Raw genomic sequence first — 26,275 nt, 5'->3', positions numbered from 1 at the left:
AGAGAAGACTAACTAGGCAAGTGATCAGTGCGACCCGTGAGTTTTTGGATTGAATCAATGACGGTTCATGATCGTGATCTTCGATCGGCCGTGACAGACTCGAGGCGTGCGCGAACGTCCCGCGTGGCTGCCACCGGCCTACTGCCTGGCCCTCGCCACCGTCATCTGCGCACCGATGTTCGCACCGGGCTACCTCCTCCACCGCGACCTCGTCAGCACCCCGCGTTCGTACTTGACTGACGTCGCCCTCGGCGCGAGCCAGGGCGCTCCGCGGGCGGTGCCGCAGGATGCCGCGGTCGCACTGCTGTCGGCCGTTGTCGACGGCGGACTGGTGGTCAAGATTCTGATCTTCGCGGCGCTAGTGTTCGCCGGGCTGGGCGCGGACGCACTGGCCCGGACCGTTCTGACCGGGCTCCGTACCGGTCATCGCCTCGTGGCCATCACGGTGGCCGTCTGGAATCCCTATGTCGCCGAACGCCTCTTACAGGGGCACTGGAGCCTGCTCGTGGGCTACGCCGGCCTTCTGTGGGGCGTCTGCTTCGCCTACACGCTTCGGCTCGATGCACGCGATCGCACGGCGTGGTTCGGTTTGACCTTGAGCCTGGCCGCGGCCGCACTCACGCCGACGGGCGGGATCATCGCCGGAATCGCGGTCGCGGTCGCACTGGCCGATCGCGGACGCGTCTTGGCCGTCGCCCTAGCCGTGTGGATCGTCGCGAACTGTCCGTGGATCATCGCCTCGTTCGGCGGCGCGGTCCGCTCCGATCCCGACGCCGTCGGCGCGTTCGCGGCCCGGGCCGAACCCTGGCTCGGCACGATCGGCAGCCTCGCCGGACTCGGCGGCATCTGGAATGCCGAGGCGGTCCCCTCCCCGCGCAATACGCCCCTCGCCCTGGTCGGCACGGTTGTTCTGCTGGCAGTCGTGGCGCTCGGCGCTCGGCAGGCCTGGCGGGCGGGTGCGGTGGCCCGCCGGATGGCGATCCTCGCTGCCGTCGCAATCGTGCTCCCCGCTCTGGCGGCCACCGGATGGGGCATCGAGGTACTCAAACTGATCGTCGACACCGTCCCCGGCGCCGGACTGCTTCGCGATACCCAGAAGTTCGTCGCCTTGGCGGTGCCGTTCTACGTGCTCGCGGCCGCGGCGGGCTGTCGAGTGCGACTGCGGGTACCGATACCGCCCGTCGCGAAGGTCGCCGCCCTCATAGTTGTGCTGCTGCCCCTCGCCTGGGGTGTTGACGGTGCACTGCGGCCGGTTCGTCTGCCGGATTCGTGGGATGCGGTCGCCCAAATCGTCGAACATGGACCCAGCGGTGATGTCGCGGTATTGCCCGCCGGGCAGTTTCGGATCTTCACCGGAATGACGGTGCCGGTTCTCGATCCAGCGCCTCGGATCCTGCCGCGCAACGTCCTGCAGACCGGGGAGTTGCGCGTCACGCGCACTGTGATCGCCGGGGAGAATACGCGCGCGATCCGCGTCGAAAAGGCACTGCTTGACGGCGCAAAACCGGCTGAACTAGCGCGCGAAGGCGTGCGCTACGTCCTCATCGAGTCGAGCCCGGGGCCGCTAGGCGACTCCAACCAGACGCTCAGCCGAATGACGCGCGAGTTCGACGACGGCACACTTGCCCTCTACTCGGTCTCGGGTGACGTCGTCGCCGAGCCATCGCACCGCACGAGCGCCATCGCAGCCCATCTCGTATGGGCGCTATTGCTGCTGGTGTCCTCAGGCGGACTGATAGTTGGATTCGTCCTCGGCCGCGCTCACCAGTCCACTCACGGGCGACCCGGCGATTGACGCCTCGAGGACGGCGGTGACCCCGTCCGTGCACGCGTCCCATGAGAACTCGTCACTGCGCAACGCCGCCTTACGGCCCATCGACTCGCGCAATGTGTCATCGCGCAGCAGATCGACGGCCGCGGCACACAAATGGTCGTGATCGTCGGCGAGGATTCCGGTGACGCCGTCGATGATCGAGTCCGTTAGACCGCGCGACGAGCGATACCCGATAGTCGGAACCTCGTGCTGAGCTGCCTCGATGACGGCGAGGCCCCAGCCCTCCTTGCGGGAGGGCATCACGTGCAACCACGCCTGCGAGAGGAGTTCGTGCTTGCGTTCCTCGGACACATGACCGTGGAACCGCACGCGATCGGCGACGCCGATGGAGTGTGCGTATTCGTGCAGATTCGGCGACCACCAACCGTCGCCGATGACGTCGAGCCGGACGCCCGGGACCTGGTAGCGAATGCGCCCAACGAGGCGAAGTGCATCCTCGATCTGCTTGTGCGGTACGAGTCGCGAAAGGACGCAGATCGTCGGTTCCGCCGTCGGGTCGCTGACCGGAACACCCGCGGGAATGGCTTCGATGCCGTTGCGCACCACCGCGATCCGGCTCGCTTCGACGCCGAGCGCGGTCAGTTCCTCGGCCGACGGCAGCGACACCGTGAGGTACTGCGACGTCCGGTGGGCCCGTGGCGAGAGCACTGACTCGATGAACCACCCGATTCGGCCCACGAGACGGCCGGCGACCGGCCACTGCTCCCGGTGGCCGTGATGGACGAGAACCGTGACCGGCACTCGGGTCACCAAACGTGCGAAGAAGGGCATTCCGTTTTGGGTGTCGATGATCGCGTCCGGTCGAACGTCCCGCATCGATCCGAGGCCGAAGCGCCCGAGGACGAGCGCAACCATGGCAAAGACGTAGACCGTGAACCGTCCGCCCGAGCGGATGATCGTGATGCCGTCCCGGACTTCGCGCCGGGCGGCACCCGGATGATGCGCAGTGCGCAGAGTGACTTTGATGCCGCGGGCGGCCAGCCGAGTGCCAACTTCTTCGAGGTATCGCTCGCTGCCACCGCCCTGTGGATGCGTGGAGTCGCGCCAGCACAGAAGTAGAACTTCGCGCACAGCCGGGCTCCTCAGGGTCGATCGACTTCCCAGGATAGCGGGGTGATTGCGCGGCTCAGCTCAAGCGCAGGCCGCCCTCAGCGTCTCCTCAGTAGTTCATCGCCGGATCGGGCCAGCGTGTGACACGCGCTAGGGTCGTGACGTGAGAAATCGATCGAGGACGCAGACGTTCGCCCGCCGGGCCACTCTTCGCCGCTCCTTCGGTTTGCTGGCGAAGTTCAAATACGAACAGCCGCAACCGCATATCTTCTACGGAGCCCTTGCCGAAGACACCGCGGCGATGTGCGCGGACCTCTACCTCGACGGCTCCGGGAACGGCCTGACTGGCCGCAAGATCGTCGATGTCGGCGGTGGGCCGGGCTATTTCGCCGAACAGTTCACCGCCGCCGGAGCGTCGTACATCGTTATCGAACCCGACCGCGGAGAGCTCGAAAAAGCGGCAGATTCCCCCGGAATCCGGGTGCAGGGGTCAGGACTCGAGCTGCCCTTCGCCGACTCGACCGTCGACGTGTGCCTGTCGTCGAACGTCGCCGAGCACGTCCCGAATCCGTGGGATATGGCCGAAGAAATGGTTCGAGTGACCAAGGACGATGGCCTCGTCGTCTACTCGTACACCGTGTGGCTGTCGCCGTTCGGCGGGCACGAAACCGGACGGTGGCACTACTTCGGCGGTGAGTTCGCCGCCCGCCGCTATGCACGGAAGATGGGCAAGGAGCCGAAGAACCGGTACGGGGAATCGTTGTTCCCGATGTCGGTGAAGTCTGGGCTCAAGTGGGCGCGGGGTTTCGAGGGTGCGGAACTGGTGGCCGCGTTCCCCCGGTACAACCCGTCGTGGGCTTGGTGGGTCGTTAAGGTGCCGGTCTTGCGTGAGCTGATGACCGCGAACCTCGTGCTGGTCCTGCGCCCGAAACGGTAGCCACGAACGGAACGTGGGCACTCGACCGTACTGAGTACGGCGAAGTGCCCACAATCGTCCAGAGGCTTAGCCCAGGCGCTGCTTGAGTGCCTCGAACTCGTCGCGGATGCCCGAAGGCAGCTTGTCGCCGATGAACTCGAACCACTCCTCGATGAGGGGGATCTCGCCCTTCCAGTCCTCGACGTTGACCGCGAGCGCGGCGTCGACGTCGGCCGGGTCGACATCGAGGCCATCGAGGTCGATCTGCGAAGCGGTCGGGACGGTTCCGATCGGGGTCGTCTCGCCGGCGGCGGTGCCTTCGATACGGCCGGCGATCCACTCGAGGACGCGGCTGTTCTCACCGAAGCCAGGCCACAGGAAGCGACCGTCGTCGCCACGACGGAACCAGTTGACGTAGAAGATCTTCGGCAGCTTGCTCTCGTCGGCGTTCTTGCCGATGTTGATCCAGTGGTTGATGTAGTCACCCACGTGGTAGCCGAGGAACGGGATCATCGCCATCGGGTCGCGGCGGACCGAGCCGACCTGGCCTTCGGCGGCGGCCGTCTGCTCCGAGCTCATGGTGGCGCCCATGAAGACGCCGTGTTGCCAGCTCAGCGACTCGTTGACGAGCGGAACCGTGGTCTTGCGACGGCCACCGAACAGGATTGCCGAGATCGGCACACCCTGCGGGTCATCCCACTCGGGAGCGAGCGTCGGGCACTGCGACATCGGGGTGCAGTAACGCGAGTTCGGGTGCGCTGCCTTCGTGCCCGACTCCGGCGTCCAGTCATTGCCGAGCCAGTCGATCAGGTGCTGCGGCGTGCCTTCGAGGTCCTCCCACCAGACGTCACCGTCGTCAGTCTTCGCCACGTTGGTGTAGACGGTGTTGCCGGCGTCGATGGTCGCCATCGCGTTCGGGTTCGAGCTGTGGTTGGTTCCCGGTGCCACACCGAAGAATCCGAACTCCGGGTTGACGGCGTAGAGACGTCCGTCCTTGCCGAAGCGCATCCACGCGATGTCGTCACCGAGGGTCTCGGCACGCCAGCCCGGAACGGTCGGCTGGATCATCGCGAGGTTGGTCTTACCGCACGCCGACGGGAACGCCGCCGCGATGTAGTAGTTCTTGTTCTCCGGCGAGATGAGCTTGAGGATCAGCATGTGCTCGGCGAGCCAGCCCTCGTCATGCGCCATCGCCGAGGCGATTCGCAGCGAGTAGCACTTCTTGCCGAGGAGCGCGTTTCCGCCGTAGCCCGAGCCGTAGCTCCAGATCTCGCGGGTCTCCGGGAAGTGGGTGATGTACTTCGTGTCGTTGCACGGCCACGGGACGTCGGCCTGACCGTCGGCGAGCGGAGCGCCGACCGAGTGCAGTGCCTTGACGAACGGACGGTCGGTGCCGAGTGCCTCGAGGGCAGCCGTACCCGCACGGGTCATCACGCGCATCGAGACGACGACGTATTCCGAGTCGGTGATCTCGACGCCGAGCTTCGGGTCATCCGCACCCAGCGGGCCCATGCAGAACGGCACGACGTACATCGTGCGGCCCTTCATGCAGCCGCGGTACAGCGGAGTCATCGTGGCGCGCATCTCGTCCGGAGCGACCCAGTTGTTGGTCGGGCCGGCGTCCTCTTCGCGCTCGGAGCAGATGTACGTGCGCGACTCGACACGGGCGACGTCCGACGGGTCCGACAGCGCCAGGTACGAGTTCGGCTTCTTCTCCTCGTTGAGCTTCTGGAAGGTGCCCGCAGCGACGAGCTTCGCCGTCATGCGCTCCCACTCGTCGTCCGAGCCGTCCGACCAGACGATCGCGTCCGGTTGGGTCAGTTCAGCGACTTCCTGGACCCAGGCGAGCAGCTCAGCGTGCTGCGTCGGTGGTGTTTGGACGGTCGCTGAGGTCATGAAACTCTCCTACACTTTCGTGGCGCGGAAGGACGGTGCGGAAACTCCGCTTGAACGACACCGGGTTAACTCTGTGGAGAGTAACCCTGAGCGATCTATTTACAGCATCCGACCACGGCACAACTTTGTGATTGATTTCAACCGCGCCGATTCCCGATTGCGGGAATGGCGCGGTTACTCTGCGAGTTTACCCCGGTCGACCTCTTGCCAACGGTGTCCTGTGGCATCCGCCTCATATTCGAAAGACGAGAACTCACCGTTGCCGCCGACGATCTTGAGGGTATCGGCGGTGCCATCCTGGTCGGTATCCGTCGCCACGAACATCGCCGCTTCGTGGCCGGTATGAAGCGAACCGACGACCGTATCGAGAATTCCGTCACCGTCGACATCGATCGTCGCGTGATCCATGTCGAGGGGGCCGGCGTCGAGATATCCATCGCCGATTGCCGACGCGATCGCATCGTCGTGCGAAGTCGGATTGAGGAACTCTTCGGCGGGCATGTCGCGATTTTCCCTAGCTCTCGGGAAGCATGCAACTTCCGGATCCCGCTTGGCGCAGCGCCGCGAGATCCTTCGTGAGCTGCGCTCGACGTTCGGACAGCAATGGAAGCTGTCGCCGGAGCTCGGATTCAACCTGCGTCAACTCCTGGTCGACCGCCACTGCCTGCCTGGTGCTCGACGCCATCGCCTCGCTCGCCAGGGTCGTTTCGAGCTCCACCAGTCGAGCGTGAACAATCTGCTCGAGCTGCGACTTCATCGACGCCAAGGCATCGTTCGCCCAGGCCCGAACGTGCACTCGGTCCGCGCCGAGGGATCGCATTCGGACGAACCACCACGCGACCGCCCCGCCGAGCCCGAGCGCCACCGGCATCGATGCGATGTCCGCGGCAGGCACCAGCGACAGTGGCGCGACGGCCAGCCGACCGATACCGAACCCGGCAGAGGCGCCCAACACCACCATCAGGCCGTCCTCGGCACCCCGATTCCGGCCGTGCGGCGGTTCTGGCATGCGAACCGTCGACAGGTCGAGGTCGCGAGCGCCGAACGGAGCTAGCCGCGCATGCGCCCGTCGATGTACCTCCGCCAGCAGTTCGGCGGCACATTCGGACGCCAACTGCTCGCCATTGCGCAATTCCTTTGCGCTCGCGCTGTCAATCCGGTGCCGAAGCCGTTGCCCGGCACCGCGGATGGCGTCGTTGACGTCGTGCAGCAGCCCGACTCGGGCGAGCTGGATCCTGGCCTTCGCGGCCGCCAGCACCGAGGCACGGCCACCATCGCGCTGCCCGACGAGGTCGATTCGGCGCCCACGCAGGCCCGACTCGATCTCCTGGATGCGTCCGAGTTCCCGCTCGACATTCGCAATCGCCTCCGCGACGACGACCGGAAGCACCCGGTCCCCGGCGAGCGACGCGGCGGTCGCGATCTCCTGCACCACGCCGGCCAACCCGCTGGGCAGGTCGGTGGTGGTTTGTCGCCCCAACTGGGCGAGCAGGGCGGATACGCCCACGACGGGAATCCGGGGGTCGACGCGGGCGACGCGCGCTGCGGTGGCCGCAAGCGACGATTTCCACTCCGGGTGCACATCGATCTTGTTGACCGCGACGACAATCGACTGCCCGCCGGCAGCCAGCCCGTCGAGGTCGGCGAGCTCGTCCTCGGTGATCGGTGCGGCGGCGTCGACGACGCACACGACGACATCGGCGGCCGCTTCCGTGCAGTCGATGCCCTCGACCTCGTTGAGCTCGGCCCCGAGGATCGATGCACCCGCCCCCGCCGGCCCACGCACGGTGACAAGCCGCTGGGTGCCCGCCCCGGCGAGGCGAGCCAGGCCCTGGGGGTGCCAGCGCGCGAGGAGATCGGACAGCTCCACGGTCATGGTCGAATCCCTCCCGCCGGTTCGCTCGCCCATTCCGTCGATCGACGCGCGAGCGCCCGCTCGGCGCGAATGGCGACCCGCCGCTCACTCGCCGTGCCGAGGTTCGCCCTCGACCGCAGCTCCGCGACCGACTCACCTCTCCAGCCCGCGGCGCGCAGCGCGAGCTCACCCGCGGTCGGTCCGGCGAGGAAGTCCTCCACCTCGTCGCGAGCCGACGACTCCGCGGCACAACGATCGAGCAGGTCGAGAAATGCGCCACTCTGTGCGCTCGTCGCCGACGCCGCCCGTTCGTGAATCGCGACCCGAAGGTCACCGATCCCGCTGAACGCCTCGAGCACCCTCTGCACACCCTGGGGATCGAGATCGGGGGTCAGCCGCAGTGCGCTCACCGCGACCGCGACGGCCGGCGGTCCCCACTCCCGAACCGGTGAATCGCCGAACACGATCGTCGCAACCTGGGCACCGGCGTCGGCGGCGGAGGCGAGCTTCCGCAGGTGTGCGAACTGCGCAACACTCACGTCCGCGCGCGCGATGTGAGCCGTCAGCGGCAGGACTGTGGTGTGGAGCGTGTAGGCCACCGCTGCGGACACCTGTTGCACCACTGCCGGATCGGGCGATACCGCGTCGGCCTTATTCAGGACGACCAGCGGATTCGACAGCTTCTCGATCGCCGCACGATCGACCGGTCGCAATGAACCAGGCAGAACGTAGAGCGTGCAGTCGGCCGGGCCGTCGACGACCGCGAATCCGTCCGCCGACAGCAGCGCCGAGATGGTCGAAACCCCGGCCCACGGACGGCCGAGCAACTGAATCCGCAGCGGCGCCGACACCGCCTCCCACAGGCGTCGAGCGTGCGCGGCGTGCCCGGCGGCCGACTCATCCAGGACATGCAAAAGCCGGGCAACAGCGTGATTCAGTGACACTGCCCGGCTTTGCGTGTGGAATTAGTGGTGCTTGACCTTCAACTCAGGGATGCCCTTACCGATGATGCGGTCACCGCGGTCGTTGTCCTTCCAACCGCCGGCGTCGTAGCCTTCCATCTCGAAGCACATGTCGGCGAACTGGTAGCCGAACAGCGACAAGTAGATCGACCGGTAGACGGTCGTCGCCTTGTTGGTCTTGGCCATCGCCTCCATGCATCGCGGCTGGCACTCGATGAGCGAGTACCGACGGAAGTCCGCGACCGGCTCCTCCGAGAAGCGCAGCAGGCCCAGACGGTTGAGGTTCGCGAAGTAGACGTGGTCGCGCTCGGGGTAGAGGCAGCCCGACATCTCACAGATCATGCTGATACCGCCGGCCACCCGCTCGGAGCCGACACCGAACGGCGTCTTGGTCCGGACGTCGACCACCGGCTGCGACCCACAGGCGGCGAGGAAGCGGATGACCCGCGCCTCGTCGTGAGTGATCTCGTCGAGAATGCGAGAGAACGCCGGGTGCTGATCCTTCGGCTGAACCGCCGCGTTCCAGGACTGGTTGATCAGCGCCGTGCCGCGAGCACGAAGCTCCTTGCGGCTGGTGCCCTTGATGATCCGGCGTCCGGCGGCATCTTCGAGACCCATGAAGGACGCCGCGCTGTGGCGCGCCGACTCGATCTGCTGGTCGATGACCTGCGTGACGGGCGCGCCCTCGCTGATCTGGCGAGCCGCGGTCGCCGCCTGCTCGAGCGATCCCTTGGCGAAGCCGGACATCGCCTTCATGAAGCCGGTGCTGGCCAACCGGGCCAGGCCGGCTGCGTCACTCGGGCTTCCGGAAGCACTTCGCGCGAGGTCGCCGACGAAGCCGCCGGCGCCACCCGAAGGAGCCGCGGGGGATTCGGCAGCCGTCGCGGACGTCGCCTTCGGAGGCGCCTCGCTCGGGGCGAGAGCCTCAGAGCTGATGTCGTCGCCTTCCGGCACTGCGTGGGTCATTTTGCGTCACGCTCCAAAGATCGCGATGTGAACAGCACCGACAACGATTCCGAGAAGACCGCCGTGTGCATACAGCAACCAGGCGTCCTGCTCGATTGCCGAGTAAAGCATGTCCATGAACTCGTCCGGCGGGAGGTCCCGCAGCTTCTGAGTCATGAACTCGTCGAGTTTCTGCGCCTGCCTCTTGTTGAACTCGAGGTCGGCCGCGAGGTTCGGCGCGAAGCTGATGGCCTGCGCACCCGCACCTTCCATGAGGCTGTCCATTTCCTTGCCACCGACGGCGACACGGACAGCAGCCTTCATCGGTCCGAGAACCTTGTCGATCTCCTGGGACACGACGTGCTTCAGCAACTGCTGCGTCTTGTCACCGGCCGGGCCGTGCAGGAGTTCGTTGGCCAGGTTCTGCAGCGTGATGACCTTGTACGCGAGAGCGTGCCCGAAGTCGGCAGCGGCCTGGTCCTGGCGCTTGGCGAACAGGGCCTGCTTCCAGATGTACTTGTAGCGCGGCTGCGGGATACCCGGGAAGAACACGACCTTGATCGCGATGATGTTGACGATGATTCCGATGAGGGCGGCGCCGAGAAGCACCCACAGCCACATCGGGAAGAAGTGCAACCAGCTGTTGAAGAAGCCGAGGAACTCGAGGTTCAGGTAGTAACCACCATGCTCGACGCCTTCCTTGGCGTGCTCGCTCGAGTAGTGGATGAACGACAGCCACAGCGCCAGAACGAGACCCATCGGGGCACCGAGCAGACCGATCTTGACCATGAACTTCAGCTCCGGCGCACCAAGGCCGTAGATGATGTCCTTGAGAACCTCAGGGTTCTTGCGCAGGTAACCGACGGTCATGAGCTTTGCGTCGACGAGCTGGTCGATCTTGTCGGCGATCTGGTCGAACGTGCGGTCGACGATGGCCGGCAGGTCCGCCTCGAGGCGGTTGTAGAGCGTCTCGCGCATCTGCGGCGAGAGGTCCTTCCACAGCTGCGGGTGCTGCGTGACCATGACCTCTTCCATCATCTCGCGCAGGTTGCCCTTGGCGATGACAGTGACATTGGCCGCAATACTCGCCGGGTCGAGCTCCTGGAAGAAGTCCTTGACGTTTCCGAGCTTGAGGAGAGCCTTGTCACAGCAAAGGCTGGCCATCTTCTCCGCGCGGGCCGGGATGAATCCCTGGAAACCGACGATTCCGCCCGGTGCCCAGATCGGTAGGACCTGAAGAATCCGCGGCAGGAACGGGAAGAGCGTCTTCGCACCCGGGGTGTAGAAGCCACTGAATCGCACGGGAGCGAACAGCATGATGACGCCGGTCCAGTTGGTGATGAGACCAGCGATCGCGCTGAAGATCGGTACCGTGACCAGGTCGATCACAAACCGGGGCATCCCGGTCTGTTCCGTCCAGCTGAACGTCCCGAAGAAGCCCTCGAGAGCAAGTTGGTTCATCGCCGCCCCTCACGTGCCGCCTTGCACATAGATCACGTGCCGGGTGTGATGCCGGCCACCGCTAAGTTCTACCTTGTCCCGTTACTCCATGTTTGAGCTTTGAAGCTTTCGTCTCAAGTTGGCCCGGCGCCCCACGGCCACTGGTACTTTCGGGATCGGTGCCGGGATTTCGGCTCTTCACCTGCGTCAACGGGGAGGAATGGCCACATGGCGGCCTACTCAGAGGTATTGATTGCTACCGACGGCTCGAAGTCTGCGGACAACGCGGTCGCAATCGGGTCGCGTATTGCTTATCGCTTGGGCATTCCGGCGATCATCATCACCGCGTACAAGAACGCTGACGGCAAGGCCAACGCCGAGGCAGTCACCCAGTCGTGCGCCGCATCCGCGAGCACCGACTACAAGGCCTCGCCCGTGTCGACGATCGAACGTGAGGGCAACCCCTTCGACGTCATCGTCGACATCGCCGAGGAGCACCCGACTGCTCTGCTCGTCGTCGGTTCCCGTGGACTCGGAAACCCCGCCCAGCGCCTGTTCGGCAGCGTCTCGAACGCGTTGTCGCACTCGAGCCCGATCGACATCCTGTTCGCTCACCAGAACCCGCAGGCATTCGGTGCCGTCGGACTGACGACCGACGGTTCGGACACCTCGGTCGTCGCGGTTCGCAAGGGCTACGAGATCGGCAACGCGCTCAAGGGGAACTGCTTCCTCGTCACCGCGGCCAAGGACCGCGCGGCCGGCGAGGCGATCCTGGACAAGGTCGAGTCGGCGATTCGGACTGCCGACCCGAGCATCGAGGTTCTGCGCGATGTCCTGAGCGGTGTCGGACCTGCGGAAGCGCTGGTCAACGCAGCCTGGAAGTACGACCTCATGGTCATGGGTAACCGTGGCATGAGTGGCTTCGCCCGCATGATGGGATCGGTCGCCAACCGCGTCGTCCACAACGGCGACGCGAACCTCTTGCTGATCAAGACCGTCGACAAGTAGCTCGCCGAAAGGCGCTCACAACCCAACTGTGACCCATAGCCGCGCGGACCACCTGCGGCTATGGGTCACAATGTTTCGGTGGTAGATGCCGAGAACCCCGCCGTGGACGAGTCAGCTGCGCCTTCTGGTCGCTCCGCAGGCTCCGCTCTGGAAGACAACCCGATGATGTACCACCGTCGGGTGACGAGCTTCCGTTCTCGGCACGGCTCTCTGAAGGACTCCCAGCAGCGCACGTGGGACGAACTGTGGCCCGTGCTCGGTGCCGACGTCTCCGAAGAACCGCTCGACGACACTGCCTGGTTCGGTCGATCGGCACCCTTGGTGATCGAGATCGGATCCGGGACCGGCACCGCCACGGCCGCCATGGCGGCGGCCGAGCCCGAGGTGAACCTCGTCGCGGTCGAGGTGTACCGCCCGGGAATCGCACAATTGCTGAAGCACATCAAGAATGGCGGCGTCAGTAATATCCGCATTCTCAAGGGCGACGCCTCCGAAATGCTCAATCACATGATCGCGGACAACTCGGTCACCGGATTCCGGGTTTTCTTTCCCGACCCGTGGCCAAAAGCGCGCCACCACAAACGGCGATTCCTCCAGACCGAAACCATCAGCATGCTGGTCGACAAACTTCGCCCCGGAGGCGTCCTGCACATCGCGACCGACCATGCGGATTATGCCGAATTCATCGCCGAGGCGAGCGCCCCGGAAAACCGATTGGGCCCGCTTTCCGGCCCGTCCCCGATGACCTTGGAACGGCCACAAACCAAATTTGAAATCAAAGGGATACGTGCCGGGTCCACTATCACGGAGTTCATCTGGGAGAAGATCGAGGAATGACCACTGCCGGTTCGGCCATCGACGTAGCTGGTTCGTCCGCTGCGTCCTCCGTGGTGTCCCTCGTGAACGCCCGCGGAGTCGGTCGCATCCTGCTGATCTGGGACGCGCCCAACCTCGACATGGGCTTGGGTGCGATCCTCGGCGGTCGTCCGACCGCCGCCCACCGACCGCGCTTCGACGCGCTCGGGCGCTGGCTCCTCAATCGCACTGCTGACCTTTCGCGACGTCTCGAGCGTCAGGTCGAGCCCGAGGCGACGGTGTTCACCAACGTCGCGCCGGGAACGGCCGAGCTGATCCGACCGTGGGTCGAGGCCCTGCGCAACGTCGGTTATGCGGTCTTCGCAAAACCGAAGGTCGACGAAGACAGCGACGTCGACTCCGACATGCTCGCCCACATCGATCTGCGTGCGACATCCGGTGGATTGTCGGCGGTCATCGTGGCCTCGGCCGACGGCCAGGCCTTCCGGGAGCCCCTAGAGGCGCTCTCGGATCGCGGGATCGACGTCACTGTGATCGGATTCCGGGAGCACGCCGCATGGGCGCTGATCTCGGACAAGCTGGAATTCATCGACCTCGAGGACATCCCCGGGGTCTTCCGTGAACCGCTGCCGCGAGTCAGTCTGGACTCGCTGCCTGAAGAAGGCGCCTGGTTGCAACCGTTCCGTCCGCTGTCTGCGCTGCTCAGCAGTCGTATGGACCCAACTCGTCAGGGAGCTTCGTCGTAGTGTTCGAGCTTTGGGGTGGCCTGGTCTACCGTGCGCGTTATCTGGTCATCGGAACGATGGTGACCATTCTGCTCGCGCTCGGCAGCTATGGCCTGACACTGAACGACCACTTGAGCCAGAGCGGCTGGGATGATCCGGGCTCGAACTCGGTGGCCGCCGCCCGACTGGCCGACGAGACATACGGTCGCGACCACAACTCCGATGTCATCGCGCTGTACACCGCGCCGGATGGCAAGACGGTCGATGACCCGGAGTTCGCGGCCAAGATCGTCGACAATCTCGAGAAGGCGGTCCGCGAGCACCCGACCGAGATCATGCGGATCAACGCGAGCTACTGGAAGATCCCCGGCGCGCTGTCGAACACGCAACTCGCGGACGCGGACCGCAAGCACGCGTTCGTCTCGATCGCGATCAACGGCAGCAACGACACCGAGTCGACCCGCAACTTCAAGGCGGTCAGCGACGTCTTCTACATCAACGGCATCGACGTTGAACTCGCCGGCCTGCTCCCCGTTGCGCACGGACTCAACGACACGATGGCCGAGGACATCCACCGCATGGAGGTCCTCGCGATCCCGGCGGTCGGCATCCTGCTGTTCTTCGTCTTCGGCGGCATCGTCGCGGCGTCGCTGCCGCTGGCCATCGGCGCCCTGGCGGTGCTCGGTGCGTGGGGAATCGTCCGCATCATCACGCACTTCACCGAGGTGAACTCGTTCGTCTCCCCCGTCGTGTCACTGCTCGGCCTTGGTATGGCGATCGACTACGCGCTCATCATGGTCAGTCGATTCCGCGAGGAGATCGCGAGCGGTCGCGGCACCCAAGACGCGGTGCGACGCACGATCGTGACGGCCGGCCGGACGGTCATCTTCTCCGCGACGATGATCATCGCGTCGATCGGCGGTCTGCTGATCTTCCCGCAGGGCTTCCTCAAGTCCGTGGCGTATGGCGCCATCGCCACGGTCGCCCTCGCCGCGATCACCGCGTTGACGATCCTCCCGGCGATTCTGAGCGTCTTGGGCAAGAAGGTCGACGCACTGAGTTTCAAACGCCTACGCAAGACCAAGACGGCCGAAGAGGTCGAGTCCGGTATCTGGGGTCGGATGACGCTGTCCGTCATGCGGCACCCGCTCAAGATCACGGTGCCGATCGTGGTGGGCCTGCTGCTACTGATCATGCCGGTGAGCGGCATCAAGTTCGGCGGCATCAACGAGAAGTACCTGCCGCCGACCAACCCCACTCGAATCGCGCAGCAGCAATTCGACGAACTGTTCCCGCTGCGTCCGACGCAGCCGATCAAGCTCGTCGTGGTCACCGAGTCCCCCAGCCAGATCGGGCCGATCAAGAGCGAGGCGTCACACGCGCCGGGTCTGCGCGAGAAGTTCAAGTCCGACCTGTCGGTCGTCACGAAGAACAACGTCTTCGTCATGAACGGAACGCTCGACGGAAAGACCGACGTCAAGGAAACGATCGACTACCTGCGGAACATGGCCGTTCCCGAGGGTGTGAAGGTCTACGTCGGCGGCACGCCGGCCCTCGAGCGCGACAGCATCACGGCGCTCCTCAAGCTGCTACCGCTCATGCTCGTCGTGGTCGCGGCGTTGACCACGATCCTGATGTTCCTGAGCTTCGGATCGTTGGTACTGCCCATCAAGGCGGTGCTCATGAGCGCGCTGGGTCTCGGCTCGACTCTGGGCATTCTGACCTGGATCTTCGTCGACGGTCACGGTTCGCATCTGCTGAACTTCACGCCCGGACCGATCATGTCTCCGGTGCTCGTGCTGATCATCGCGATCATCTTCGGATTGTCGACTGACTACGAGGTGTTCCTGTTGTCGCGAATGGTCGAGGCGCGCGCGCTCGGTGCCCCGACCGCCGAAGCCGTCCGCGTCGGTACCGCGAACACCAGCCGCATCGTCTCCGCCGCCGCCTTGATCCTCATCGTCGTGACCGGTGCATTCGGGTTCTCGCAGCTGGTGATGATGAAGTACATCGCCTTCGGCATGATCGCCGCGCTCGTCATCGACGCGACGCTGCTGCGCATGTTCCTCGTCCCGGCGGTCATGAAGATGCTCGGCGACGACTGCTGGTGGGCACCGCAGTGGATGAAGCGGATGCAGAGCCGCATCGGGCTCGGGGAACCGATTCCCGAGGAGGACCGGATTCCGCACGATGCTCCGGAACTCCAGGTCAGCAGTTCCGTTTAGTCCGCGCTGGCGCACGTGCATGAATTACCGCAGCGAGCGTCATTTGCGACTTCCGTTGCATGCGTTGCCTTTTGGTGCGCCTGATCAGGCGCTCAACGCGGCATCCGATGGACCAGGGGCTGGGCCAAAACCGACTACGAGTCCGGACGCTCGGCGAACGCGCGGGCGTACTTCGTGCCCGCGCCGAGCAGGAGCAAGCCGACTGCGAGGAACGCGATCGCGCGGGTCAGACCGCTGAGCATCGCGAGATCGAACAGGAACAGCTTGCCGACGGCGGCCGCGGTGAGGGTGAGCCCGACGAGTAGTGCCAGGTGCGCCGCACTCGGTGTCTTGAGCCCATATAAAAGGATGAGCGTCGCGGCGAGCATCCAACAGACCGTTGCGGCGCAGTGGCCCACCGTGAACCCGCCGGAACCGCCGACGCTGACGCCAATGGCCACGAGCGCCGCCGTGAAGGCGAAGACCCCAGCGACTGCCGCCAGAACCCCGATGACCTGGAGCTGCTGCGGTTCGATGATTCCGAGCCGATTGCCCTGCCACACGAGCACGACGAGCGTCGCGATCAGCAGCACACTCGCGACCACGGTGTACCCGCCGAGCCCAATGACTGCTTCCCGCTCGTCGACCAATTCCTGGACGGACGCAAGGCTCACGAACACGAGGACGTTCAACAGTGCCAGCCCCGCACCGACCCAGTAGGCGGCCCGTGCCCTCGGCGACACCGAAGCGCCCAGGAAGCTGAGAGCGGCGAGTGAGACCGCGATCGACGGTCCACCGTCGCCGGGCACGGTGAAGCACAATTCCACGACGGCCAGGACACCCGCGACCAGCGCCGACACGCGCGCCGCGGAGTTCAGCTGCGGCACGAGCGCCACGGTGAGGAGTACGCCGGCGGTGACCGCGGCAATCGCGATGTGTGCGCTGGTTCCGAACAGGACGCCGACCATCAGCAGCGGGATCGCTGCCACGCCGAGAATCGCGCCACCAAGCGTGTCGTGGGGTCGGCGCACGACCGATGCGGCCGAGGTCGCGATCCCGACGACCGCCACCATTGCGGCGCCCGGCAGTTCGAGGTAGGCGCGATCGATGGTCGAGGAAAGCGAATCGACTCCGATCGCCGCGATCAAGGCGAGAACGACCGGTGCGGTACGGGTGACGTGCAGCGTCGGCCAATGGCGGAACCACTGCGCCGCCCACCCCACGACCTGCAGGATCGTGAGGAACGCGATGAGCGTGGCGTTCGGTTCCTCGGTGATGATCGGTGCGAGCACCGCGACGCCGACGATCACGATCTGGGCCAACGCGAGCGCTTGCCAGCGGGCCGCGAGCGCCAGACCGGCGGCTGCGATGGCGAGCGCGATCCCGAGGCCGACGACGGGGTGGAACCACTCGTAGATCGACGTGATGGCGATGACGTCGAGGTAGGCCCCCGCGATTCCGGTGGCCGCGAGCGCGACCGCGCCGACCTGGCCACCCGGGCGGGAATGAACGCGGAAGGCCAGGGCGACGAGGACGCCAGACAGCACCGCGCCGGCGATGACCCGCGCGACCGGACCGAACCAGCCGGCCTGAGCCGCCAACACGACCATGAGCACGACACCGATGAGCGTCACGCCGGCACCCGCGACCGCAAGCACCCGGCTGACCATTCCCTCTCGCTCCCACCACGGCTGGCGGGGCGGCCGCGGCGGCATCGGTCGCCACTGCTGCTGAGGGTGCGGGGGCTGCTGCGGCGCGTAGCCCGGCATCGTCGGGCGCACCACGGGTGGAAGCGGCTGGATCGGTTGTGCGGGCATCTGCGGCGGCATCGGCTGGGCGGGCTGGGCCTGCCACGCGCCAGGCTGACCGGAGCGCTGCAGCAGCGCGACCGTGTGGCTCAAAGCGCCCACTTGCCGTTGCAGGCCGTCTAGTTCCGCGGCAAGGCGGGCCAGCAGGGCGGGATCGACATTCGGTGGCGGGGTTCCGTCCATCTACCCAGAGTGCGGCATTCGACCGGATTCGGACAAGATCAGACTCCCGCCACGCGGTCAGCGGCCGAATGCCCGCCGAAATGCGGTGCCGAACGGGTGTTTTGCGGTGACCGAGCCGAACCGCGTTCGGCCCCGGACGACGAGATGCAGCGGACCCATCGGCGGACCCGAACGGGTCTTGTTCTTGGTCGAGCCACCGATCAGTTCGAGGTTGGAGAGGTCGACGGTCGCGACCGGCGGCACGATGAGAACAAGTGAACTCAGGTAGTCATCGACGACGATCTCGACGACCTGCGTCGACATCTGCGCCGAGGTGAAATCGAGAGTCACGCCGCTCAGCCACGAATTCACGTGCAGAGTCGGCGGCGCGAACCATCGCCCGCGCCGCGTGATGTTGGTCAGACGCGCGCGGACTCCGCCCAACTCGTGCCCATATCCGGGCAGGTGCTGCGGAAAGCTCGGCGCGGTGGCGACCGGGGTTGGGTGTCGATACACCGGGAACGCGAGCGGCTGGTGGACCGGCTGCGGCGGCGCGGCTCCGATGAGCTGAACACCGGGCAGGTCGACGAGGACGGAGTTGAGTTCGCCGCGGGTTCGGGCCGCGAGCGCGGTGTCGAAGCGTTCGGTGAACTCGGAGAGCGTGATCATCCCCTGCCCCACCGCACGCTGCAGCACCTCGCCGACGTGCGCGCGCTCGGCATCGGAAACCCGGAGATCTCTGGCGTCCACGAAACCAGGATATCGGCGGTCAGACAGTGCTGAAGGGCAGCCGTTCGCGATCCTGATATCCAAGTGGCGCCCAGCGCCACCGCGATATCAGGATCCGCGTGGGATCTATTTGTCCGCCTCCGACGCGCTCTTCGGCTCGGCCGGGGCAACCGGGACCTCGGAGACCGGGATCGGCGTGTCCTTCGCCGGACCCGGCAGCGCTTCGACGAATTCGACGGGGTCGTCCGAGACCAGCGACCGGATCGCGGAGTTGAGGATCGCGACGATCGGGACCGCGAGCAGACCACCGGAGATTCCGGCGAGCACGATTCCGGTCGTGATCGACAGGACCACGGCCAGCGGGTGGATCGCGACGGCCCGACCCAGCAGCATCGGCTGCAAGATGTGGCCCTCGACCTGCATGACCACCACGATGATGCCGAAGACGATCGCGGCAGTCACGATCCCCTTCGTCACCAGCGCGATGAACACCGCGACGAAGCCGGTGACGAACGCACCCACGAGCGGGATGAACGCACCGATGAACACCAGCGACGCCAACGGAATCGCCAACGGGACGCCCAGAACACCCAGGCCGACCCCGATGCCGATCGCATCGACGGCCGCGACCGCGACCGTGGCCCGGACGAATCCGGTGAGCGACCGGAACCCCGCGATCCCGGCCAGCCGCACGCGACGACGCGATGCGGACGGCACGATCCGCGTCACGAACTCCCAGATGCGGGGGCCGTCGTACAGCAGGAAGATGAGGATGAAGGTCGCCAGCAGGAGCCCGGTCAGGGCTTCAGTAAGAACCGTGGCGGTCGCGATCGCATTGGCGGTCAGCGACTGACTGTGCTCGGTGATGAAGTTCTTGACGTTCTCACTGGAGAGCCGGATCTCCTCGGAGAACGGCAGGTGGCTGTGCTTGAGCCAATCCGTAATGCCCGCGATACCGGCGTTGAACTGCGCCGCGAGCTCCGGGAACTTGTTGACCGTCTGCTCGACGACGAACGACAACACGCCCGCGACGGCACCGATCATTCCGATCATCGAGACCATGACCGCGATTCCGCGCGGGACTCCATAACGATTCATCCAGTCGACCAACGGCGCCAGCATCGCTGCGCCGAGGAGCGCGATGGCAAACGGAACCACGACCGTGCGGAGCTGGATAATCATGAAACAGAGAGCAATGAAGCCTGCGAGCAGCACCAACAGGCGCCACGTCCACTCGGCGGACACGCGGAGCGAGTGCGGAACTGCATCGGCTGCGGAAGTCGTTTGTACAGAAGCTTTGTCGCTCATCGTTGCGAGCCTAACCCGCCATCCACACGGTTCGCCCGCGTTGACTTTCGTCCCGGGGATAAATTGTTCTGGTGCCTGCGCCTACTGATGTCGTCAAGAAGACGATGGGTACGCGTTGGCCCATGTATCTCGCTGCGGTTTTGGCGGCGAACGGGCTCGGCGCGATCCTGATCTACGTCTTCCTGCGCTACGGATTGCCGTTGCCGCAGTCGACGGCGATAATCGAGGACCGGCGCCGGAACCTGATCACGTTCGTGACGATCTGCCTGCTCTTCGGCTTCTTTTCCCTGCTCGGGGCCTTCATCCTGTTGCGGCCGGTGCTGCAGTGGGAGCTGCGTGGCGGCCCGCCGAGCCGGCGTGAGCAACTCGCCGCGCTGCACGCGCCGCTGCGCCAGGCAGCACTACAGCTCGTGCTGTGGATCATCGGCGGTTCGGTGTTCGCCGCCCTCACGATCACGGCCACTCCGGAGCTCACCGCGGCCGTGATCCTCACCACGATCATGGGTGCGACGATCGTCTTCGGATTCACCTACATGCTCGGCGAGCGACTACTGCGACCAGTCGCGGCACGCGCGCTCAGCGAAGTTCGCTTCGACAAAACGTTCACGCCCGGCATCGGTACCCGCATGGGTATGACCTGGGGCCTCGGCACCCTCGCCCCGACGCTGGGCATCGTCATGCTGTGCGTCACGCAGATCACCACGACGCTCGAATTCACGGCCCGCTCGCTCGCGATCGCGATCCTGGCCATCGCCTTGCTGGTGATCCTGCAGGCGTTCGCGCTGTCGATGCTCACCAGTTCGAGCATCTCCGACCCGATCCAGCAGGTCATCCAGGCCATGGAGAAGGTCGAGTCCGGCGAGGAGAACGTCGAGGTCCAGGTGTTCGACGGCTCGGAGGTCGGGCAGCTCCAAGTCGGCTTCAACCGGATGATGGCCGAGTCGGCCGAGCGACGGGTCCTGCAGGAACTGTTCGGTCAGCACGTCGGTGAGGACGTCGCCCGCCGCGCGATGGAGTTCGGCACCGAACTCGGCGGCGAGACTCGCTTCGTCGCAGTGCTTTTCGTCGACATGGTCGGCTCGACCTCAACCGCTGCCGAACGACCGCCGAGCGAGGTCGTGGCCCTGTTGAACGACTTCTTCAACATCGTGGTCGACGTGGTCGACCGACATAATGGCTTCGTCAACAAGTTCGTCGGAGATGCCGCGCTGGCCATCTTCGGCGCTCCGCTGAATTCCCCCGATGCCCCGACCGAAGCGTTGTCGGCCGCGCGCGAACTTCGAATTCGCCTGCGTTCTCTGGCCGGCTTCGACTTCGGTATCGGCGTGAGTGCCGGTCTCGCGGTCGCCGGCAACATCGGTTCGGCGAACCGATTCGAGTACACGGTCATCGGTGACCCGGTGAACGAGGCCTCCCGCCTGCAGGAATTGGCGAAGACCGAGCCGACCAAGGTCGTGGCGTCCGGCAGCGCACTGTACTTCGCCTCCGACGAGGAACAAGCCAACTGGGAGCTCGGCGAAGAGGTGGTCCTCCGCGGTCGAAAGCGGCGCACGCGGCTGGCGACGCCGATCAACACCGACCTGGAATTCGATCCACCTCAGCTAAGTCAAACTGGTGAGTGATCCAGAACGCGATCTTGATTACGCTGGCGGTGTGGATGCCGATCAGCAGACCCCGTCAGGTCGGCGTTCGCGTGGCCGTTTCCGCTGGTTGCGCTGGGTTGCCGCGATCGCACTGTTGGCGCTGCTGACCGCGGAGGGGATCTATCTCTGGCCGCGCCTGCACGAGTCGTGGCACGCCCTCTACGAAACCCACATCGGCTGGTTGGCCGCCAGCATCGTTGCTCAGCTCATTTCGATGAGCGGATTCGCCCGAGTTCAGAAGCAGTTGCTGTCGGCCGGTGGCGTCGACGTTCGGCAAGCCAAATCGCTATCCCTCGTCTACGGTGCGACTGCCATGTCGGTCACCTTGCCCGCGGGACAGGTCTTCGCAACCGCCCTGACCTACCGCGAGACGCGCCGCTGGGGCGCGAGTCCCATCGTCGCCTCGTGGCAGCTCGCCTACTCCGGCGTCATCGCGGCGGTCGGCCTCGCCGTCGTCGGTGTCAGTGGCGCGATGCTCGCCGGAACGCGGGTCAGCTCCGCCGGACTCATCATCTCCGTGGCGATCCTCGTCGTCATCTCCGCGGGAGTGCGGTACGCCGCGTCCCACCCGGGCTCGCTCGATCGCCTGGTGGCCGGCATCGTCAAGCGGTTGAACCGTCTGCGCAAGAGGCCGGCGGAGGAGGGGCTCGACCGCGTCCAGGAGCAGATCAGCCAGATCGAGTCGGTCAAGATGCGCCCGCAGGACAGTTTCCTGATCCTGCTGTGGACGACGATGCACCGCGTCGGCGATGTGGCGTGTCTGGGGTTCGCCTGCCTCGCGATCGGTGCCGACCCGACGATCTCCGGCCTTCTCCTGACCTTCGCGTTCGGAAAGGCCGTCGGCACCATCCCGCTGGCCCCCGGTGGCCTCGTCATCGTCGACGCGACGCTCATCCTGTCGCTGACCTCGACCGCGTCCCTGACGGCCACGCAGTCGGTCGCTGCGGCCTTCGTCTACCGTGGCGTCAGCTTCATCATGATCGCGATTCTGGGGTGGATCGTGTTCGCGTTCCGGTTCCGCACCAAGGGCGCGAAATCGCACCTCGGCATCGACGTCGAACAGCAACGGAGGCAAGAGTGAACCGGACCGCTATTGGTCCCCTCGCCGGCGATGTCATCGCGGTGTTCGCGTTCGCGGCCATCGGTCGGGCAAGCCACACGGAGGGCCTCACGCTCCCCGGGATCGCGCACACGGCGTGGCCGTTTCTCGTCGGTCTCGCGGTCGGCTGGGTCATCGTCGTGGCCACCCGGTTGCGCGGTGAACAGGTCTGGCCCGCCGGGGTCGCCGTCTGGGGTTCGACGTTCGTGATCGGATTGGTGCTCCGCGGGCTCAGTGGCGCCGGCCTCTCCGGACTGTTCCCGGTCATCGCGGGCATCAGCCTGGCGGTGGTGCTGCTGGCACCACGCGCCATCGCCTCGTTCGTCAGCGGGCGGTTGAACCGCCCGACGCCAACTCCTTGATCCAGAAGTTCGCCACACCCATGATCTGACCGTCGCCTTCCGCACCGGTCAACAGCACCGCGTAGGCGACGTCGTTGCGGCTACCGACGACCCACTGGACCTTGCCCTTCTGGCTGGTCATTCCGGTCAGGGTGCCGCCGTACTGGCGGATCTGCCAGAAGCTCGACTTCGAGGGGATTTCCACGAGGCTGCTCCGCGCGTTCTTGACCGTGTCGTTCGAGAGCTTCGGAACCCCGGCAACCAACTTCGACGTCTGCCCGGGGACCAGGAACGGCGAGACGAGAGACCCACGGTTGGCCGACGCAACCGCCAGCGCCATGCCGAACGGGCTCGTCTTCAGGTTGTTGCCGTTGATCGCGTCCTTGCCGCCGGGCAGCGAGCCGGTGACCTGCTTCAGTCCGTTGATCGTGTAGTTCGCTCCCACCCCGAGCGATGCCGCACCGTCCCGGTTTCCGAACATCTTCGCGATGTCCCCCACCGGGAAGGTCGTGTTCAGCGGCAGGTCGCCCATCTCGGCGCCCCACGAGTTCTGCGCGACCGCGAGGATTGCACCCGTCGAGGGCTGGATCGCGACGATTGCCGCCGGAACCCCGGTCATCGAGACGGCATCTTCGGCCGCCATCTGAATGTCGGAGTCGATCGTGGTTCGGATGTTCGGCCCGGGCGGGCCCTGCTCGCCGATCAACCGCACCGGCGGCTCGCCGTCCGATGACGTGACCTGAACGGCCCAGCCCTTCGTCTTGTCCTGACCCTGCTGCCAGATGTCCCGCAGCGAGTCGATGACCGGCGAGACGATGCGACGGTCGACGGTGATCAGCCGCGGGGTGTCGGTGATGACGACGCCCGGAATCTTGCGCAGTGCCGATTCCAGGACGTTGAAGTCGGCCTCACGCAGGCCGACGGCCGTGATGACATCGCCCTTGGCGTCCTTCAGCTGCTTCTGCAGCGAATCCGCGGTGATCAGCGGCGCAACCGGCTCGATGGCTTCCGCCAGCGCTTCGGTCGACGACTTGACGTCCTTGATCTTGTCCGGGTCGAGCTTGACGGTCTTGATGTCCTGCTGCGACATCAGCTGCTGGCCCTGCGCGTCGACGACGGCGGGCGCCGGAGTGGCATCGGTCCGCACGAGGTTGACCGATCGACCGTGCCCGAGCTGCGGCATGAGGACCGTCGGGTCCCACGAGATCCGCCAGCCGACAGCGAGCTTGCGAATCTGCCCGGACGAGGAGTAGCTCAGCTCGTGACCGTTCCCGAGGTCCCACGACGTGTCGAGGTTGAAGAATCCGGAGGAATCATCGATCTCGATGTACTGGCTGACTTCGTAGTCCGGCTTGCTGTCCTTCAGCCCGTCGAACAGGCCCTTCATCTCGACCGCCGCGGCGTTCGGGTACGAGGTGAGCGCAGCGGCCTTCGTGGCGTCTTTTGAATCGAGCGCGTCGACAAAGCTCCGGACGACCTTCTCCGGGTCACTCGGACCGAAGATCGAGCACGAGGCCAGACCAGATCCGACGGTTACCACGGTTGTGGCCACGATCGCGGTTTTCGCGATCACACCACGGTCTATCCAGAAACGCATGGGAGTCATTGTCGCGAGCTGACCCGGCCGTACCGTTGCGCCCGCTCGGGGTGGCGTTGTCACGATCAAGGCACGGTTTGTTGACGCTGCCCTTTATCGAGAAAAACCCCAGGTCAGTGGTTCAATGCGCGCAGGAATTTGCCAGTGAGATTCTTGGCTGGCGTGTTGCTGTCGGCGCCGGCGACGAGGACCGCAAATGCCATGTCTCCGACGATTCCGACGAACCACCCGTGCGCATGCCCGTCACCGTATTCCGCGGTTCCAGTCTTGCCGATCAGTCCGGGGATGTCGTTGAGGTCGGTCGCGGTTCCGCTGGTGATCGTCTCGCGCATCATCGTCCGGATCTGGTCACACACCTTCGCGTCGAGGCGCCCCACTTCGCGGTCCGGCTTGCCGAGCCGACCCTTGATCAGGCTCGGCGTGGGCGTCTTGCCGTTGGCGATCGATGCGGCGACCAGCGCCATTCCGAACGGGGACGCGGTCACCTTGCCCTGCCCGATGCCGTCCTCGATACGTTCGGCGTCGTCGCTGGGCACCGGCACGGAACCGGTGACGGTCGTCATACCCGGGATCGCCCAATCGACGACCAGGCCGAGTTGCTGGGCGGTGCTCGTGAGGTCGTTCGACTTCATGTCAGCGGCCAGCTGGGCGAAAGTCGTGTTGCAGGACTTCGCGAAGGCCGTGTGGAGCGGCACGTTGCCAAGGTCGAAATTGTCGTCGTTGGGGATCGTCCGGCCTTTGATCGTCGCCACACCGGGGCAGCCCACCACGGTGTCCGGGGTGACCGCGCCCGACTTGATCGCGGCGTAGGACGTGACGATCTTGAACGTGCTGCCCGGCGGGAACAGTCCGTTGTTGGCCACCGGGCCGACCGCGTCTGCGGCGTCATTCTGCGCGAGGGCGAGGATCTCCCCGGTTGAGGGTTTGATCGCGACGATAGCTGACTCATTGTTTGTGCTGCTCACCGCCGCCTTCGCCGCCGCGAAGACGTCCAGATCCAGGGTGGTGTGGATATCGTTGACGGTCTTCGGCACCCCGTATCCGACCTCCACCGGGATGGCACCCGGTTTGGGGGTCACATTGACGCTCCACCCCGCGGCCTTGTTCCACTGGACACCCCAGACGTCGTTGAGGCCGCTGAGCGCCCCCGACCTGAGGCGGGGATCCGCGAAGAGGAGCTTCGGCTCCGGCGCCAGCACAACGCCCTGCATGCCTTGGAGCACGTGTCCGACGGTGAGCATGTCGTCGGGGCGCAGTGTTATCGCCGTGACCGGCTGGCCATTGGCCCCCGCCACTTGCGCGGCGAGGCTTGCGGGGGTGATCGAGTGATCGATCGGCGAGAGCAAGCCGGCGAGCGCGGCGGTGTCGACGCCTGGCAACATCAGAATTCGGGTGACGATCTGCTGAACCATGATCGGTTTGTCATTCCGGTCGACCACGTTCGCGCGCGGCGGCGGGACCTGGGTGAGCGTCAGCGATGCACCCTGCACGAGCTTCGGCACGAGCACCGCCGGATCCCAGCTCAGCTTCCAACCGTGTCCGGAGTCCACCGCCTTGCCCGTTGTTTGGTATCGCCAGTCGTATTTCTGTCCGTTGAGGGCGAGCGTCCAGTCCGACGTGATGGCGAATTTGGCGTGACCGCTTTCACCCTCGACTTCGTCGACGAAGTGCTTGCTGTCCTTGCCGAGCGCGGTGAACACGTCGTTGATCGTCTTCTCGGCGTTCGCGGGGTCCGTCGTCAGATTCGCGGCCGCCTTCGCGTCATGCGCACTGAGCGCCGTGCTGAACGCCAGGGCGACCTGTTCGCCTCCCGACGGCGGCGCGGACGAGCATGCCACCGAGGTCGACGCGGCGGTCACGCCGATCGCGACGAGCGTGGTCGCGATGCGGGAACGACGAAGCAGGGCATGCGTGTTCACCCGGCTATGATGCCGCAC

Annotated in this window: 20 protein-coding genes and 1 pseudogene; 9 read left to right on the top strand and 12 right to left on the bottom strand. The window is 65.6% G+C overall.

Translation table 11 applies throughout. The features are described from left to right. Positions 1 to 106: 106 nt before the first annotated feature. Positions 107 to 1,795, top strand: coding sequence for an MmpA family trehalose lipid delivery protein (locus tag F600_RS26620; RefSeq protein WP_018159071.1), 1,689 nt, complete (start codon positions 107 to 109; stop codon positions 1,793 to 1,795). Here F600_RS26620 and F600_RS0102815 read toward each other — a convergent pair. Beyond that, the gene (locus F600_RS0102815; RefSeq protein WP_018159070.1) at positions 1,724 to 2,905 is read right to left on the bottom strand and encodes a glycosyltransferase family 4 protein; all 1,182 of its coding nucleotides are present in this window, start codon (positions 2,903 to 2,905) and stop codon (positions 1,724 to 1,726) included. The two genes, F600_RS26620 and F600_RS0102815, sit on opposite strands and share 72 nt — an antisense overlap. Before the next feature lie 142 nt (positions 2,906 to 3,047). Between F600_RS0102815 and F600_RS0102810 the strand changes: the two genes are divergently transcribed. Beyond that, complete coding sequence (locus F600_RS0102810; protein ID WP_026306099.1) at positions 3,048 to 3,821, top strand: class I SAM-dependent methyltransferase; 774 nt, start codon at positions 3,048 to 3,050, stop codon at positions 3,819 to 3,821. Positions 3,822 to 3,887: 66 nt separating this feature from the next. Here F600_RS0102810 and F600_RS0102805 read toward each other — a convergent pair whose 3' ends face one another. The 6 genes from F600_RS0102805 to F600_RS0102780 all read right to left on the bottom strand — a co-directional run bounded on the left by F600_RS0102805 (position 3,888) and on the right by F600_RS0102780 (position 10,919). Further along, a complete protein-coding gene (locus tag F600_RS0102805) occupies positions 3,888 to 5,696 on the bottom strand; it encodes a phosphoenolpyruvate carboxykinase (GTP) (protein WP_018159068.1) in 1,809 nt (602 codons plus the stop codon). Positions 5,697 to 5,870: 174 nt separating this feature from the next. Continuing rightward, complete coding sequence (locus tag F600_RS26615; RefSeq protein WP_018159067.1) at positions 5,871 to 6,197, bottom strand: DUF6802 family protein; 327 nt, start codon at positions 6,195 to 6,197, stop codon at positions 5,871 to 5,873. A 13-nt stretch (positions 6,198 to 6,210) separates the two neighbouring features. After that, positions 6,211 to 7,572, bottom strand: a complete 1,362-nt coding sequence (locus F600_RS0102795) for a hypothetical protein (RefSeq protein ID WP_018159066.1) — start codon at positions 7,570 to 7,572, stop codon at positions 6,211 to 6,213. Continuing rightward, entirely contained in the window at positions 7,569 to 8,495 is a 927-nt protein-coding gene (locus tag F600_RS31460) for a hypothetical protein (RefSeq protein ID WP_026306098.1), read from the bottom strand. The genes F600_RS0102795 and F600_RS31460 overlap by 4 nt, the downstream gene beginning before the upstream one ends. 21 nt (positions 8,496 to 8,516) lie before the next feature. Further along, positions 8,517 to 9,479 carry an Abi-alpha family protein gene (locus F600_RS32255; protein ID WP_018159064.1) on the bottom strand — a complete coding sequence of 321 codons (963 nt, stop codon included), beginning with the start codon at positions 9,477 to 9,479 and terminating at the stop codon, positions 8,517 to 8,519. Between the two features lie 6 nt (positions 9,480 to 9,485). Further along, on the bottom strand, positions 9,486 to 10,919 hold the full coding sequence (locus F600_RS0102780; protein ID WP_018159063.1) for a DUF445 domain-containing protein: 1,434 nt from the start codon (positions 10,917 to 10,919) through the stop codon (positions 9,486 to 9,488). A 207-nt stretch (positions 10,920 to 11,126) separates the two neighbouring features. Here F600_RS0102780 and F600_RS0102775 point away from each other — a divergent pair, with 207 nt between their 5' ends. The 4 genes and pseudogenes from F600_RS0102775 to F600_RS26605 all read left to right on the top strand — a co-directional run. Next, positions 11,127 to 11,906, top strand: coding sequence for a universal stress protein (locus F600_RS0102775; protein WP_018159062.1), 780 nt, complete (start codon positions 11,127 to 11,129; stop codon positions 11,904 to 11,906). 60 nt (positions 11,907 to 11,966) lie between these two features. After that, complete coding sequence (trmB, locus tag F600_RS0102770; protein WP_026306097.1) at positions 11,967 to 12,743, top strand: tRNA (guanosine(46)-N7)-methyltransferase TrmB; 777 nt, start codon at positions 11,967 to 11,969, stop codon at positions 12,741 to 12,743. Further along, positions 12,740 to 13,468 (top strand): NYN domain-containing protein, encoded by a 729-nt coding sequence (locus tag F600_RS0102765; RefSeq protein ID WP_018159060.1) that lies wholly within the window; start codon positions 12,740 to 12,742, stop codon positions 13,466 to 13,468. Before trmB ends, F600_RS0102765 begins: the two co-directional genes overlap by 4 nt. Beyond that, positions 13,468 to 15,651, top strand: a pseudogene (locus F600_RS26605) (MMPL family transporter); the annotation flags it as partial. The gene F600_RS0102765 and the pseudogene F600_RS26605, both read left to right, overlap by 1 nt. A 155-nt stretch (positions 15,652 to 15,806) precedes the next feature. Here the strand turns inward: F600_RS26605 and F600_RS26600 are convergent. From F600_RS26600 to F600_RS26595, 3 genes are all read right to left on the bottom strand, one after another. Beyond that, complete coding sequence (locus F600_RS26600) at positions 15,807 to 17,642, bottom strand: DUF2339 domain-containing protein (RefSeq protein ID WP_018159058.1); 1,836 nt, start codon at positions 17,640 to 17,642, stop codon at positions 15,807 to 15,809. A 57-nt stretch (positions 17,643 to 17,699) separates the two neighbouring features. Beyond that, entirely contained in the window at positions 17,700 to 18,371 is a 672-nt protein-coding gene (locus F600_RS0102750) for a DUF1707 SHOCT-like domain-containing protein (RefSeq protein ID WP_018159057.1), read from the bottom strand. A gap of 105 nt (positions 18,372 to 18,476) precedes the next feature. Beyond that, the gene (locus F600_RS26595; protein WP_081628678.1) at positions 18,477 to 19,658 is read right to left on the bottom strand and encodes an AI-2E family transporter; all 1,182 of its coding nucleotides are present in this window, start codon (positions 19,656 to 19,658) and stop codon (positions 18,477 to 18,479) included. 122 nt (positions 19,659 to 19,780) lie between these two features. Between F600_RS26595 and F600_RS0102740 the strand changes: the two genes are divergently transcribed. From F600_RS0102740 to F600_RS0102730, 3 genes are read left to right on the top strand one after another with little or no spacing between them, the layout of a single operon-like run. Then, positions 19,781 to 21,280: an adenylate/guanylate cyclase domain-containing protein gene (locus tag F600_RS0102740; RefSeq protein ID WP_018159055.1), complete on the top strand. Its 1,500-nt coding sequence runs from the start codon at positions 19,781 to 19,783 to the stop codon at positions 21,278 to 21,280. A 31-nt stretch (positions 21,281 to 21,311) separates the two neighbouring features. Next, on the top strand, positions 21,312 to 22,382 hold the full coding sequence (locus tag F600_RS0102735) for a lysylphosphatidylglycerol synthase transmembrane domain-containing protein (RefSeq protein ID WP_040630278.1): 1,071 nt from the start codon (positions 21,312 to 21,314) through the stop codon (positions 22,380 to 22,382). After that, positions 22,379 to 22,762, top strand: a complete 384-nt coding sequence (locus F600_RS0102730) for a DUF3054 domain-containing protein (protein WP_018159053.1) — start codon at positions 22,379 to 22,381, stop codon at positions 22,760 to 22,762. The genes F600_RS0102735 and F600_RS0102730 overlap by 4 nt, the downstream gene beginning before the upstream one ends. On the opposite strand, the gene F600_RS26590 is transcribed toward F600_RS0102730, so the two are convergent. Together F600_RS26590 and F600_RS0102720 are read right to left on the bottom strand one after the other, a co-directional pair. Then, positions 22,725 to 24,338: an NTF2-like N-terminal transpeptidase domain-containing protein gene (locus F600_RS26590; protein ID WP_162141378.1), complete on the bottom strand. Its 1,614-nt coding sequence runs from the start codon at positions 24,336 to 24,338 to the stop codon at positions 22,725 to 22,727. The genes F600_RS0102730 and F600_RS26590 overlap by 38 nt on opposite strands. A 113-nt stretch (positions 24,339 to 24,451) precedes the next feature. Next, positions 24,452 to 26,257 carry a penicillin-binding transpeptidase domain-containing protein gene (locus tag F600_RS0102720; RefSeq protein WP_018159051.1) on the bottom strand — a complete coding sequence of 602 codons (1,806 nt, stop codon included), beginning with the start codon at positions 26,255 to 26,257 and terminating at the stop codon, positions 24,452 to 24,454. Between the last annotated feature and the right edge of the window lie 18 nt (positions 26,258 to 26,275).

It is taken from the genome of Smaragdicoccus niigatensis DSM 44881 = NBRC 103563, from assembly GCF_000380645.1.
In the GTDB taxonomy this organism is placed as follows: Bacteria; Actinomycetota; Actinomycetes; order Mycobacteriales; family Mycobacteriaceae; genus Smaragdicoccus; species Smaragdicoccus niigatensis.
Note: the sequence above shows the minus strand (reverse complement) of the source record. Positions and strands in the feature narration are given on the sequence as shown.